This is a genomic window from Haemophilus sp. THUN1691 (genome assembly GCF_059704425.1).
Genome location: NZ_AP046578.1, coordinates 858,702 through 872,762 on the forward strand (window position 1 = coordinate 858,702; position 14,061 = coordinate 872,762).

General features: G+C 39.2%; 9 protein-coding genes and 1 other RNA gene. 7 read left to right on the forward strand and 3 right to left on the reverse strand.

The window, feature by feature from the left end; genetic code table 11:
- Nucleotide 1: 1 nt before the first annotated feature.
- Nucleotides 2-2,809 carry a DNA polymerase I gene (gene polA / locus AC6H0J_RS04205; RefSeq protein WP_118817255.1) on the reverse strand — a complete coding sequence of 936 codons (2,808 nt, stop codon included), beginning with the start codon at nucleotides 2,807-2,809 and terminating at the stop codon, nucleotides 2-4.
- 148 nt (nucleotides 2,810-2,957) lie between these two features.
- Between polA and AC6H0J_RS04210 the strand changes: the two genes are divergently transcribed.
- The 5 genes from AC6H0J_RS04210 to AC6H0J_RS04230 all read left to right on the forward strand — a co-directional run bounded on the left by AC6H0J_RS04210 (nucleotide 2,958) and on the right by AC6H0J_RS04230 (nucleotide 7,767).
- Complete coding sequence (locus tag AC6H0J_RS04210; RefSeq protein WP_046952687.1) at nucleotides 2,958-3,260, forward strand: cell division protein ZapA; 303 nt, start codon at nucleotides 2,958-2,960, stop codon at nucleotides 3,258-3,260.
- Nucleotides 3,261-3,506: 246 nt separating this feature from the next.
- A non-coding RNA gene (ssrS, locus tag AC6H0J_RS04215) (6S RNA) lies at nucleotides 3,507-3,704 on the forward strand.
- Nucleotides 3,705-3,721: 17 nt separating this feature from the next.
- A complete protein-coding gene (locus AC6H0J_RS04220) occupies nucleotides 3,722-4,285 on the forward strand; it encodes a 5-formyltetrahydrofolate cyclo-ligase (protein WP_046952688.1) in 564 nt (187 codons plus the stop codon).
- Between the two features lie 128 nt (nucleotides 4,286-4,413).
- Complete coding sequence (clpB, locus tag AC6H0J_RS04225; protein ID WP_118817254.1) at nucleotides 4,414-6,984, forward strand: ATP-dependent chaperone ClpB; 2,571 nt, start codon at nucleotides 4,414-4,416, stop codon at nucleotides 6,982-6,984.
- A 465-nt stretch (nucleotides 6,985-7,449) separates the two neighbouring features.
- The gene (locus tag AC6H0J_RS04230) at nucleotides 7,450-7,767 is read left to right on the forward strand and encodes a DUF4298 domain-containing protein (protein WP_118817253.1); all 318 of its coding nucleotides are present in this window, start codon (nucleotides 7,450-7,452) and stop codon (nucleotides 7,765-7,767) included.
- Nucleotides 7,768-8,085: 318 nt separating this feature from the next.
- On the opposite strand, the gene nhaA is transcribed toward AC6H0J_RS04230, so the two are convergent.
- A complete protein-coding gene (gene nhaA / locus AC6H0J_RS04235; protein ID WP_046952691.1) occupies nucleotides 8,086-9,252 on the reverse strand; it encodes a Na+/H+ antiporter NhaA in 1,167 nt (388 codons plus the stop codon).
- Between the two features lie 226 nt (nucleotides 9,253-9,478).
- On the opposite strand from nhaA, the gene brnQ reads away from it, so the two are divergent.
- A complete protein-coding gene (gene brnQ / locus AC6H0J_RS04240) occupies nucleotides 9,479-10,789 on the forward strand; it encodes a branched-chain amino acid transport system II carrier protein (RefSeq protein ID WP_118817252.1) in 1,311 nt (436 codons plus the stop codon).
- A 14-nt stretch (nucleotides 10,790-10,803) separates the two neighbouring features.
- Here the strand turns inward: brnQ and gss are convergent, their stop codons facing one another.
- Entirely contained in the window at nucleotides 10,804-12,678 is a 1,875-nt protein-coding gene (gene gss, locus AC6H0J_RS04245) for a bifunctional glutathionylspermidine amidase/synthase (protein ID WP_046952693.1), read from the reverse strand.
- A gap of 228 nt (nucleotides 12,679-12,906) precedes the next feature.
- Between gss and yedE the strand changes: the two genes are divergently transcribed.
- Nucleotides 12,907-13,965 carry a YedE family putative selenium transporter gene (gene yedE / locus AC6H0J_RS04250; protein ID WP_118817251.1) on the forward strand — a complete coding sequence of 353 codons (1,059 nt, stop codon included), beginning with the start codon at nucleotides 12,907-12,909 and terminating at the stop codon, nucleotides 13,963-13,965.
- The last annotated feature ends 96 nt before the right edge of the window (nucleotides 13,966-14,061 follow it).

Sequence of the window (14,061 nt, forward strand, 5' to 3'; positions counted from 1 at the left end):
CTTAGTGCGCTTCATCCCAATTTTGTCCAACACCCACTTCCACAATCAACGGAACAACTAATTTCGCAGCGGCTTCCATGTGTTGTTTAATTTGCTCACGGAAAAATTCTACTTTTTCTGACCGCACTTCAAACACTAATTCATCGTGTACTTGCATAATCATTTCAATATCTGGATCGTGACGGATTACTTCGTCAAGCTTAATCATCGCTCGTTTAATAATATCCGCAGCCGTGCCTTGCATCGGTGCATTTATCGCTACGCGTTCTGCTCCTTTACGACGCATGGCATTGCTAGAATTAATATCAGGTAAATATAAACGGCGACCAAATAACGTTTCCACATAGCCTTGTTCTTTCGCTTTTTCACGGATATCGGTCATAAATTGCTGTACGCCAGGGTAGCGTTGGAAATATAAATCCATGTATTTTTGTGCATCAAGACGGGAAATACCAAGCTGGCGTGAAAGTCCAAAGGCGGACATTCCATAAATTAAGCCGAAATTAATTGCTTTAGCATTGCGACGTTGCTCGCTGGTGACTTCATCTAATGATACACCGAAGATTTCAGCAGCCGTGGATCGGTGAATATCCTTGCCTTGAGAGAAGGCATTAATTAAGCCTTGATCGCCCGAAAGATGCGCCATAATGCGTAACTCAATTTGAGAATAGTCAGCGGCGACAATAGAATAACCCTCACGCGCGATAAATGCTTGTCGAATACGACGACCTTCTTCATTCCGAATTGGAATATTTTGTAAGTTTGGATCACTTGATGATAAACGTCCTGTCGCCGTCACCGCTTGATGATAAGAGGTATGCACTCGGCCTGTTTGTGAATTGACCATTTGAGGCAGTTTATCCGTGTAAGTGGATTTAAGTTTACTCAAGCCACGATGTTCGACCAAAATTTTTGGTAATTCGTGGCTATAAGCTAATTCTTCCAATACTTCTTCATTCGTTGATGGCGCACCTTTTGGTGTTTTTTGTAAAACAGGTAGCCCAAGTTTATCGAACAAAATTTCTTGTAATTGTTTTGTGGAGGCCAAATTAAATGGCTGACCCGCTAATGCGTAAGCTTGTTCTTCAAGTGCGGTTAATCTTGTGGCAATTTCGTTAGATTGTATAAAGAGGGCATCACTATCAATCAAAACGCCCGTACGTTCCATGCGAGAAAGCACATGGAGTAATGGTAATTCCATTGTTTTATACAATTCAACAAGCGTTGGTTCTTCTTGCAATTTTAACCATAGCGCTTGTTGTAACTTCATTGTCACATCTGCATCTTCTGCCGCGTATTCTGTGGCTTGTTCTAATGGAATTTGATTAAATGTCAGCTGGCCTTTTCCTTTTCCTGCAATGCTTTCAAATGCGATAGTCTCATGCCCTAAATAACGTTTAGCTAAATCATCCATATTATGACGACCCGTACTATTTAGCGTATAAGAAAGCAACATCGTATCAAATTCAACACCTCGTAATTCAATGCCATGACGGGCAAAAATACTTTCATCAAATTTAATGTTTTGTCCAATTTTGTGAATATCAGGATTTTCTAAAACGGGTTTGATAGCCACAAGTGCGGTCGATTTTTCGAGTGTTTTTGGTGCATCCAAATAATCCAATTGCAATGGTAAATAAGCGGCTTCGCCATTTTCAAGAGCAAAAGAGATACCTACTAAATTTGCAGACATATAATCAAGACTGTCTGTTTCAGTATCCACTGCAATGAGTTTTGCTGCATTGAGTTTTTCAATCCAGCGGGTTAAATCCGCTTGAGTGAGCAAGGTTTCATATTTTGTACGATCGATTTGAATTTTAGGCGTATTTTCCACCGCACTATTTTCCACAGAATTTTTAGCTGGTGAGGTCGCCTGATACTGGTTCATTTTCATAGGCTGTTCAGTGGTTTGGGTAATGGAGTCTGCGCCATTCATCACTTCATTAAGCCAGCGTTTAAATTCGTAGCGACCAAAATATTCAATGAGTTGATCGTTTTGACTTTCTCCAAGCAACAATTCATCTGTTGTCACGTTAAGTTCAACATCTGTTTTGATGGTTGCTAATGTATAAGAAAGATCTGCATTGGATTTTTCAGCCAGTAATTTTTCACCTAGTTTTTTTGCACCACGAATTGGCAATTCAGCTACTTTTTCAAGATTGGCATAAATTTCAGCCATACTTCCGATGCCTTGTAGTAAACCAAGTGCGGTTTTTTCTCCAACGCCAGCAACGCCCGGAATGTTATCTGCACTATCGCCCATGAGTGCTAGATAATCAATGATGAGTTCAGGTGGAATACCGTATTTTTCAATCACACCCTCGCGATCCAATAAGCTATTATTCATGGTGTTGATGAGCATAATATTGTCATCAACTAACTGTGCCATATCTTTATCGCCAGTACTAATGAGCACTTTTTTACCCAAACTAGATGCTTGTAGTGCGAGCGTACCGATCACATCATCAGCTTCAACCCCTTCCACCACTAAAAGTGGAATCCCCAATGCGCGAATCATATCGTGCAAAGGCTGAATTTGTTTGCGTAAATCATCAGGCATTGGTGGACGGTGAGATTTATATTGTTCAAACATTTCATCACGGAAAGTTTTTCCTTTTGCATCAAAAACAACAGCTATATGAGTGGGTTGTACTTGTGAGATGAGGCTTTTTAGCATATTTAACACGCCGTACATCGCACCCGTTGGCTCACCTGCGGCATTAGTTAAAGGAGGAAAGGCATGAAATGCACGATATAAATAAGAAGAACCATCTACTAATACAAGTGGATTTGTTGCAATTTGGGCCATAAAAATCTCGTTTTAAACTGAAAAATGCGGGCATTATAGCGTAATTTATGGTGATGAGCGAACGGCGGATTCAATGTAAAATTTGTGACGAACGTTTTTTGCTATGGCATAATATCAGCCACTCAAATATTTAATTTAAGGAAATCAAATGTCGTTAAAATTGGTCGAAATTTTAGTTTTGGGTCAGGTCTTGCGTTTAAACGTGCCCATTGAACAAGAAGAATTATTGCGCCAAGCTGCGCGTAATTTAGATATATTGGTTTCCGAAATGAAAGAAAAGACAGGCCTTATTCAGCTTGAGCGTGTGCTTTCGATTGTGGCGCTCAATTTGAGTTTTGAATTAAGCCAAGAAAAAAATAAAGCAGCTAAAATTGAAGAGGTATTGAGAACGGGTATCCAACAATTAGACCATTCGTTAGAAAATATTCGTGTAAATAAAGAACAATATTAAATTGTAAAGTGCGGTGAAATAGAGCTGAGATTTTTTCAAATTAAAAGATGTAGCTAATTCAGCGCAATTAGTTAAAAATTACTTAAGTCACCGCCATATTCTTTAGATTCTCCTCTCCAAGATCAATAAATACCTAAAACTAATTTGTGTTATCACACCTGTTTTGTCGTTTTATAATCAACTCATCAAAATTGATAAATAAATGCTAGTCAATACTGAGAATTTGGGCTAGTATAAACCCATAAGAATTACCTGGAGTGTTCGTCAGTAGGCTATGTCCCTGAGCCGATACTTTAAATCTTATAAATTGGTTTCCTATCGTTGGTGTGTAGGCTTAACCTTTGACTCGTTCATTGGGCTAAGAAACCTGAAAACGGTATCAACTGATTTCCTTGAACCGTCGGGTTCAAGGACTACCGCCCGCAGCGGCACTCTGGGTCCTATCTTCTCTTTTCATGTCTATGAATACTCAAAAACGCCAGCAAATACGCGCTGAAATTCGAAAAATACGCGCAAATTTAACCGCACTTCAACAGCAAAAAGCTGAACAATCAGTGACTCAACAGGCGTTAAATCTTATCGACCAACGACAAGCCAAAAATATTGCATTATATTTTTCTTTTGATGGTGAAATTTCTACAAAGGCCTTAATCCAGTCCCTTTGGATGCAAAATAAAAATGTGTATTTGCCTATTTTACACCCTTTTACTAAACATCATTTATTGTTTTTACGCTATTTACCTGATACGCCAATGGAACAAAATCAGTTTGGTATTTGGGAGCCAAAGCTGAATGTTCAAAATGTTTTACCATTAGATGAACTGGATATTTTATTTACGCCGTTAGTGGCTTTTGATAAACAGGGAAATCGCCTTGGCATGGGCGGTGGATTTTATGATCGCACATTGCAGAATTGGCAAAATAAGTCTTTTATTCCTGTAGGTTTAGCGCATCAATGTCAGCAAGTAGAAAATCTTCCCACTGAGCATTGGGATGTCTCACTATTCGATATTTTGGTGGGCTGAAACCTATCATTAGATTTTTATTGATAGATAAAATCAAAAATATTTCATTTTTTCTCTTGAAATCTTTTCAAACGATCTTACTTAATTTAGGCAAACGGCGAAAGCCAAAACTAAATTGAGGAAAGTGTATGAACATTGAAAAATTTACGACAAAATTCCAAGACGCTTTAAGCGAAGCACAATCACTTGCTATCGGAAAAGATAATCAATTTATTGAACCAGTGCATTTATTGACCGCACTTTTAAATCAACAGGGCGGGTCCATTGCACCAATTTTAACTGCAAGTGGCGTAAATGTAACTTTATTGCGTAATGAATTAAAAACTGAACTAAATAAATTGCCACAGGTTATTGGCAATGGCGGTGATGTACAACTTTCACGCCAGCTCATTAATTTACTTAATCTATGTGATAAATTTGCACAGCAAAACCAAGATAAATTTATTTCAAGCGAATTGTTTTTGCTGGCAGCTTTAGAAGAACGTGGAATGATCAGCGATATTCTGAAAAAGTGCGGTGCGAAAAAAGAGCAAATTTCGCAAGCCATTCAGCAAATTAGAGGGGGACAAAACGTGAACGATCAAAATGCAGAAGAAAGCAGACAAGCATTAGAAAAATATACGATTGATTTAACCGCTCGTGCCGAAAGTGGCAAACTTGATCCTGTGATTGGACGTGATGAAGAAATTCGTCGAGCGATTCAAGTATTACAACGTCGTACCAAAAACAACCCAGTATTAATTGGTGAGCCCGGTGTGGGGAAAACGGCGATTGTAGAAGGTTTAGCACAACGTATTGTAAATGGCGAAGTGCCAGAAGGTTTGAAAAATAAACGCGTACTTTCATTAGATATGGGCGCATTAATTGCTGGGGCGAAATATCGTGGTGAATTTGAAGAACGTTTAAAAGCGGTACTCAATGAACTTTCGAAAGAAGAAGGTCGCGTTATCCTCTTTATTGATGAAATTCATACTATGGTTGGCGCAGGTAAAACCGATGGTGCGATGGATGCCGGTAACTTGTTAAAACCAAGTTTAGCTCGCGGTGAATTGCACTGTGTGGGCGCAACAACACTAGACGAATATCGTCAATATATCGAGAAAGATGCCGCACTTGAACGTCGTTTCCAAAAAGTCTTTGTGGATGAACCAAGTGTCGAAGATACGATTGCGATCTTACGTGGTTTGAAAGAACGCTATGAAATTCACCACCATGTAGATATTACTGACCCTGCGATTGTCGCTGCAGCAACGCTTTCACATCGTTATATTTCCGATCGTCAGTTACCAGATAAAGCGATTGATTTGATCGATGAAGCAGCGTCTAGCATTCGTATGGAAATAGATTCTAAACCTGAACCGCTTGATCGCCTTGAACGTCGTATTATCCAATTAAAATTGGAACAACAGGCGTTACAAAAAGAAGAAGACGAAGCAAGTCGCAAACGTTTAGAAATGTTAGAGAAAGAATTGGCTGACAAAGAACGTGAATATGTCGAACTTGAAGAAGTGTGGAAATCTGAAAAAGCAACGCTTTCTGGCTCTCAACATATTAAACAAGAGTTAGATACTGCAAAAACCGAACTAGAACAAGCTCGTCGTGCGGGTGATTTAGCTAAAATGTCTGAGTTGCAATATGGCCGTATCCCTGCTCTTGAAAAGCAACTTGAGCAAGCTGAAACCAGCGAAGGAAAAGAAATGACGCTTTTGCGCTATCGCGTCACAGATGAAGAAATCGCAGAAGTGCTTTCTAAAGCCACTGGCATTCCAGTATCAAAAATGATGGAAGGCGAGAAAGAAAAACTCTTGCGCATGGAAAATGAACTACATAAACGAGTGATTGGCCAAGAAGAAGCAGTTGATGCCGTCTCAAATGCAATTCGTCGTAGTCGTGCTGGTCTTTCCGATCCTAATCGCCCAATTGGTTCTTTCTTGTTCCTAGGGCCAACAGGCGTAGGTAAAACAGAGCTTTGCAAAACTTTGGCTAAATTCTTGTTTGATAGTGAAGATGCGATGGTACGCATTGATATGTCAGAGTTTATGGAAAAACACAGTGTCTCTCGCTTAGTTGGGGCACCTCCGGGTTATGTTGGTTATGAAGAAGGCGGTTATTTAACTGAAGCTGTTCGTCGTCGTCCGTATTCAGTGATCTTATTAGATGAAGTTGAAAAAGCCCATGCGGATGTGTTCAATATCTTATTACAGGTGTTGGATGATGGTCGTTTAACTGACGGGCAAGGTCGTACTGTGGACTTCCGTAACACCGTGGTGATTATGACCTCTAACTTGGGTTCTGATTTAATTCAGGGCAGCAAAGACGAAAGTTATAGCGAAATGAAGGCCTTAGTGATGTCTGTGGTGAGCCAGCATTTCCGTCCGGAATTTATCAACCGTATTGATGAGACAGTGGTATTCCATCCGCTTGGTAAAGAGAATATTCGTGCGATTGCAAATATTCAATTAGAGCGCTTAGCAAAACGTATGGAAACTCGTGGTTACGAATTGGTGTTTACCGATGCTTTATTAGATTTCATTGGTGAAGTGGGTTACGACCCAATTTATGGCGCGCGTCCATTGAAACGTGCAATTCAACAAGAGATCGAAAATAGCTTGGCACAACAAATTCTATCTGGTGCGTTATTACCTGGTAAGGTTGTTACTATTGATTACGCCAACGCAGAAGTTCAAGCTAGACAATAGGTGTTAAAAAGTGCGGTAAATTTGAACTGAGTTCAAAAAAACTGGGATATTTACTTAAGGACTGATGACGATATTGTATCGTATTCAGTCCTTTTTAATTTCAGTTGAATTCGTTAGTGATTATAGTAATCCCAATAATCCTTTACTGTATTAACTATCTCCTTTTCTAGACATACTTTGGAATGATGCGATTTGTAGCCAAAATTAGACGATAAGCTATTATCAGATACGCCAGTCTTGGTCTGGATATAAAATGACTCAATTATCTTGTTTGCCCATAATAAAATCTGCACCTAAATTGTTGGTTTGTTTAGTCCAACTTTTGGAGGGATCACTTTACCAAACTTTACAATCTTTACATTCAATATAGATTATTTATGCTATGCTTTCCGAGAGTTAGTAAGATATTAATATGGGAAAAGTGCGGTAAAATTTAACCGCACTTTAATTGAATGGGAGAAAAACATGCTATCAAAAGAACGATTATCTCAACTTGTCGAAATGGAAAGTATTTTAGATGAGGCAAATGGTTTTCTTGCAGAGGCGGAGCAGTTTTTGGAAAAATGGCAGGTGTTTTTACCCAAGATGAAAAGCTTAGAACATTATTACTTCGAAGGGGATTGGCGAGAGGATTTCGAGGCTTACGAAAATGGCGAGGTACCGAAAGAGCAACCTTGTGGCGTACTTTCCGAAGACTTAGTTTTTAATGCCAGTGTTGCGCAACATAGCTTGGCGATTGAGTATTTGAAAGTGGTGACTAAAATTCTCGAACCAACGAAATAATTGCAACTAATAAATTAGAAATTGCATTATCTCATTTTGCTTGAATTTATAAAACAAAAGTTCTGTAAATTGATCTGCTAAAAAGGAATGTTTATTTAAGGAGTAGTAATGATAGTAATATCTTACTGTATCAATTATTTCCTCGCTACAGTTAAATTCTCAACTATAAAAACATTCCGTTTTTAATCGACCAAATAAACTTTCCATTTCCGCATTGTTTAGATAGTTTTCTTTTCTTGACATAGTTTGTATGTCATCGGTCGCTTATTTAGTCCAACTTTTAGGGCTGCAGATCAATTTACCTCACTTTGTGTATGATTAGTTTAGTTTTGTCGTTTGTTTTAAGAATAAATACCCAAGAGTTGCCGAAACCGTTGAACCGAGTAAGATTCCTAAACGAGAAAGCGTATTGACACTTTCTCCAGCATCCGCATTAAAAGCAAGGCTTGCTAAGAACATTGACATCGTAAAGCCGATACCACATAAAACTGCGACGGCAAAAATTTGTTTAAAATTGATTCCATCCGGTAATTTAGCTAATCCCAACTTAACGGAAATATAACTAAATCCGAAAACGCCGACTGGTTTACCTATAATTAAACCGCACGCAATAGCCAATAATAATGGCGATGAAATCATACTCACATCAATACCGTCAAAACTAACGCCTGCATTGGCAAATGCAAAGAGCGGTAAAATAACGAAGGATGACCAAGGCGCTAGAATGTGCTCAAAATCGTGTAATGGTCGTTCACCTTTTTTACCTTTTAATGGAATGCAAAAACCAATAATCACGCCAGCCAACGTCGCATGAACACCAGATTTTAAAACAGACGCCCATAAAATTGCTCCAACCACCATATAGGCGCAAAGCGCGCTAACTCTAAAGCGGTTTAATAAAACCAAAGTCAAAATAGAAATACCTGAGAAAATTAGAGCCTGCACACTTAATTCATGAGAGAAGAACAGCGCAATTACAACAATCGCGCCTAAGTCATCAATAATAGCGAGTGCGAGTAAAAAAATCTTTAGAGGCAATGGCACTTGCTTGCTCAATAATGCCATGATGCCAAGTGCAAAAGCGATATCTGTCGCCATAGGAATAGCCCAGCCATTTGCAAGGCTAGGATCCTGTTTTGCAATAAACCAATAAACCAATGCGGGCACGATCATTCCACCCACTGCAGCAATGGCAGGGAAAATAGCTTGTTGGTAGGAAGAAAGTGCACCTTCAAATAATTCTTTTTTAACTTCCATTCCCACTAACACAAAAAACACCGCCATAAAACCATCGTTAATCCAGTGGATTAAGGTTTTATTAATAGAGAAACTGCCAATTTGCAAACTGACTGGCAAATTCAAAAAATCATGATATTGACTGCTTAATGGCGAATTAGCCAGCAACATCGCTACTGCAGCAGAAAAAAGCAACAAAATACCACCAGCGGATTCTAATTTTAAAAAACGTTGAATCAGTTGTACCACGCAAACTCCTTCCAAAAATAAATAACAAAAAATTAACAGAGGCTGAATCCTAGCATATTTTTGCCCTCAAAGGGAAAAGTGCGGTCGATTTTGCAGGGATTTTTATCGAATTGTCGATAAGATTCTTCATATTGTGACGAAATTCACATTTTTAGTTTTACAGAATAGGGATTTTCTACACTTTGTAGTAGAATGCAGGCCTTTTTATTTTTAGAGTTAAAAAATTATGTTTTCACGTAAAGATATTATCGTTTTAGGAATGATGATCTTCGCCTTATTTTTAGGTGCAGGTAATATCATTTTTCCACCAATGGAAGGCTTTACTTCTGGACAACATTGGGCAGGAGCCTCCTTTGGTTTTGTATTAACTGGCGTTTTAATGCCTTTTATTACACTTGTTATTGTATCTATTTTAGGTCGTGGTGAAGAACTCACGAAAGATTTACCTAAATGGGCGGGCGCAGGTTTTCTTGTTATACTTTATCTAACCATTGGCTCTACCTTTGCAATGCCACGTATCACGAATGTTGCTTACGAAATGGCGTGGTTACCTTTAGGATTAGTGGAAGATAATAAGAGTGTTCGTTTCCTCTTTTCATTAATTTTCAACTTAATTGCGATGGGCTTTATGATTCGCCCAAATACCATTATTTCAAGTGTTGGTAAATTCATGACACCTGCATTGCTTGTGTTATTAGTTGCTGTAGCCGTCACTGTCTTCATTTCACCTTTATCTGAAATTCAAGCGCCAAGTAAAGCGTATGAAAATGGCCATTCTTTATTAATCGGCTTAACCAGTGGTTATCAAACCATGGATGTACTCGCAGCCATTGCTTTCGGTGGAATCGTCGCTCGCGCACTTGCCGCAAAAAATGTAACTGAACCCAAAGATATCGTTAAATACACTATCTCAGCCGGATTTGTTTCAGTCATTCTACTTGCGGGTTTATATTTTTCGCTTTTCTATCTAGGTGCGACTAGTGCTGCAGTTGCAGAAGGTGCAACTAATGGCGGACAAATTTTCTCTCGTTATGTAAATGTCTTATTCGGTTCTGCTGGGACTTGGATTATGGCGGGTATTATTGTATTAGCGAGCTTAACAACCCTTGTTGGTGTAACGAGTGCTGCCGCTGACTATTTTTCAAAATTCTCTGTGCGTTTTTCTTATCCGTTTTGGGTCGCACTTTTTACCGCAATGACAATCACTGTTTCACAATATGGTTTAACGGATCTACTTCGCATAACGATCCCAGCTTTGTTATTAATTTATCCAGTAGCTATTGTGCTTGTATTATTGCAATTCTTACGCAAAAAACTTCCATCAATAAAATTTACATACAACAGCACATTAATCGTAACTGTTTGTTTTAGTTTATGTGACAGCTTAAATAACGTTAAAATGTTACCAGAAAGCATTAATTCATTATTGGAACACTTCCCTCTTTCATCTGAAGGAATGGCTTGGTTGGTTCCGACTTTAGTGATGTTAGTTGCAAGCATTTTAATTGGAAAAGCATTGCGTAAAACCCATTCTTAATATCACAAGGTGTTTTATTTATCCTTCAACACTCTCAATGGTTGCATATCACTATTGCCTACAATCACTCGACTCGAATCAGAACGTAGGCAAGTTCCACCATAATGCCCCCCCACGGTAAAAGTGCAGACTTGCAAATATTGCTCTTCCACTTGTGGTAAGCACCAAAGTTGTTGATAAATACTATCTTGCTGACCAAACTGTCCATCGGTTGTGTCTAGCATCGAATTATTTTCACCAATCAATTTAACGTTATCACCTCGGCGACCTGCAATTGGTTTTTGTGCATAGCCATTTTGAATTAAGTTTGGTGTGAGATGAAAACTTGCCTCTAACAAATAACGATGATTAGGGAATAAAGACCAAAGCACCGGTAAAATTGCTTTATTGCTTGGAATTGCCGTCCAAAGCGGTTCATAAACCAACACTTCAGGGCGAAGTAGTACGTCAATTAACCGCACTTTATCTTCAGGATAACCTGTGCGAATAGGTGGAGCGACTTCCATTCCTGTTGTATCTTCACGAAGTTGTTCTAGCATGGTCTCCCATGCCCAGGTTTTCCAAACGGTTTGAACTTGGTTATTTTCATCATCAATCAGGCGGCCACGATTATCCCAATGTAAGCCTTCTGTTCCATGAATAATTTTGGCTTGAAATCCCGCTTGTACCAATGCTTGTTGCATAAACATGGCATGATAATCTTCTTCATCATCGTGATCTTGCAGAATATGAACTAATTTTGAGGCTTGACTATGTTGCCAACAATCAGCCAATGCATTACGCAAACCATCGGATGGATTTTCCCCCAATACACAATCAGCTTGTTTTGCCCAGCGATTCATAATATCGCCTGCTTCAGCATGGCAAGAAGCTGAGTCGGCATTATATTCATAGACTTTCAAACCTCGTTCACTCATACAGAAATCTAAACGACCAGTAATCGTCTGATAACGGCGATTTTGCCAAGAAAGTCTTAAGCGTGGCCAAAGGAGCTTCGGAATATTGAAATACTGCAATAGGTTATCATCTTTGAGTACCTTATCTGTCGCATGTAAATACATTAAATGCAGTTCGTTCGTGGCGTGAATTAATTCCTGTTGAGCACTTTCAGACATAGCGAAATAGCGATATTGATCAGAATGACTTACTTTATGTCCGCCCATCGCCTTGATATAAGCCGTATCAAATGGTTCATTTTCATTTAACCATTTCCCACTAAATTGCCCATGATTATCAACATGATGAGCTTGTAACCGAAGTGCGGTTGATTTTGGAAAAGGTTGAGGTTCTGAAAATTCAGTATCGTTCGTTTGAATCATCCAACCAAGAATTTTAGTATCATTAAAAGTATCCTGTAAAAAATATCCTTGTTCTGAAACAATCATCGGCAATTCACGCGTCCATTGCTGACCACTTGGCAAGCGGGAATGAATCACATTTTGCTCGGCGATTCGAATTCTATCAGCCAATACCTCAGTGATAATTGCCACATGCCCCGTGTGTTTAAATTCGCCCCCTTCTTGCCAAATTAATAAGGAACCTGCTTGAGGTTTACGTTTGCAACCATTAGCAAATGCCTGCAAGGGCAACAAGGCATCGTTCACTACTTGGCGTAAAAAACGTAAAGAAAAGATCTCATACGCCATACCGACATCAGCAAACACGACGCCATGATTGAGATATAGATAACGACGTGCAAATTCCACACACTGCCATTTATAGCCCATATATTCTCGCCCTAGATAACTCCGAAATGCAGCATCATTTGGGAACTCTTTATCATCCGCAGTATTGTAATCTGAGGAATAAATTGCCACGCCACCAGGCGCATATCCAAGTAAGCTACCAAAAGGATCGTGGGTAATGATATTGGCTGAACGTTCTGTCATCGTATCTTCCGAGTAAAAAATAAACGGAGTTAGTATAGATCTTTTATTTTCATTACGACAATCAATAAAAATTTTACCGCACTTTCTTCCTACCAAATTTTTGATTTATCTCATCTTTTCATCAAAACATTCTTTACCATTTAACTTCTTAGATTAAAATGAACATGCTTTTCGAGTATTCGAGAGTACACAATTTAGTTTAACTTTAGATATCACAAGGGTTTCATTATGAAAGGATCAAAATGGCCTGTGGTTGCAGGTGCTGCACTTGGTATCATCGCTCCACTACTTACTTATAGCGGAAATCCTGGCAATATGGGATTTTGCGCGGCCTGTTTCTTACGCGATACAGCTGGCTCCATTGGCTTACATCAAGCCGCTCCACTTCAATATATTCGCCCAGAACTCATCGGATTAATATTCGGTGCATTAGTGAGTGCGTTATTTGCAAAAGAATTCCGAGCTCGTGGTGGTTCATCACCATTTATTCGTTTAATTTTAGGGGCATTTGCCATGATTGGTGCCCTAACATTCTTAGGTTGTCCATGGCGTGCATATTTGCGTTTAGGAGGCGGAGATTTATCTGCGATTGCAGGTATAGTCGGTTTATTTGTCGGCGTACTAGTCGGAATTTTCTTTAGCAATCGAGGATTTTCGCTCGGCAAAGCAAAAGAACAAGCTCCTATTACAGGCTGGATTTCTGTGATTATCGCGGGTTTATTACTTATTGGCGTTATCACACAATTTAGTTTTGGCGAAGGCTTACCCCTTTATTTCTCACAAAAAGGCCCCGGCGCACAACATGCATTTTGGGCATTATCTTTAGCAGGCGGGTTAATCATAGGCGTATTAATGCAAAAATCACGTTTCTGCTCAATTGGCGCATTTCGCAATTTCATTCTATTCCGTGATTCTTCATTATTGAATGGGGTCATCGCTTTAGTGGTATTTGCTGCTATTACCAATGCTTTACTTGGTCAATTCCATTTAGGGTTTGAACAACAACCTGGCGCACATAATCAATATCTTTGGAATTTCCTCGGCATGGCACTTTGCGGATTATGCTTCGCCCTTGGCGGTGGTTGCCCAGGCAAACATTTAGTTCATCTTGGTGAAGGCGATAATGACTCCGCTATTTTTGTGCTTGGTATGCTTTTAGGTGCAGCCGCTGCACATCGTTTAAGCCTTGCAGCTTCAGGCTCTGGCATTGGTGAATTCACGCCTTACGCTTTAGTTCTTGGATTTATATTCTGCGCCTATATTGGCTTTACCAAAAAATCGGCTTAATTCACTTTTTATCTGCACTCATCATGAGTGCAGATTTTCTTTTCCTTGCATTATCCCCCTTACAGTGTCAAACTTTCCGCACTTTTTAAAACTGTA

What these genes read in the sequence shown, in the direction of transcription:
- polA (WP_118817255.1), bottom strand. Translation starts at nt 2,809, where the DNA reads ATGGCCCAAATTGCAACAAATCCACTTGTATTAGTAGATGGTTCTTCT.
- AC6H0J_RS04210 (WP_046952687.1), top strand. Translation starts at nt 2,958, where the DNA reads ATGTCGTTAAAATTGGTCGAAATTTTAGTTTTGGGTCAGGTCTTGCGT.
- AC6H0J_RS04220 (WP_046952688.1), top strand. Translation starts at nt 3,722, where the DNA reads ATGAATACTCAAAAACGCCAGCAAATACGCGCTGAAATTCGAAAAATA.
- clpB (WP_118817254.1), top strand. Translation starts at nt 4,414, where the DNA reads ATGAACATTGAAAAATTTACGACAAAATTCCAAGACGCTTTAAGCGAA.
- AC6H0J_RS04230 (WP_118817253.1), top strand. Translation starts at nt 7,450, where the DNA reads ATGCTATCAAAAGAACGATTATCTCAACTTGTCGAAATGGAAAGTATT.
- brnQ (WP_118817252.1), top strand. Translation starts at nt 9,479, where the DNA reads ATGTTTTCACGTAAAGATATTATCGTTTTAGGAATGATGATCTTCGCC.
- gss (WP_046952693.1), bottom strand. Translation starts at nt 12,678, where the DNA reads ATGACAGAACGTTCAGCCAATATCATTACCCACGATCCTTTTGGTAGC.
- yedE (WP_118817251.1), top strand. Translation starts at nt 12,907, where the DNA reads ATGAAAGGATCAAAATGGCCTGTGGTTGCAGGTGCTGCACTTGGTATC.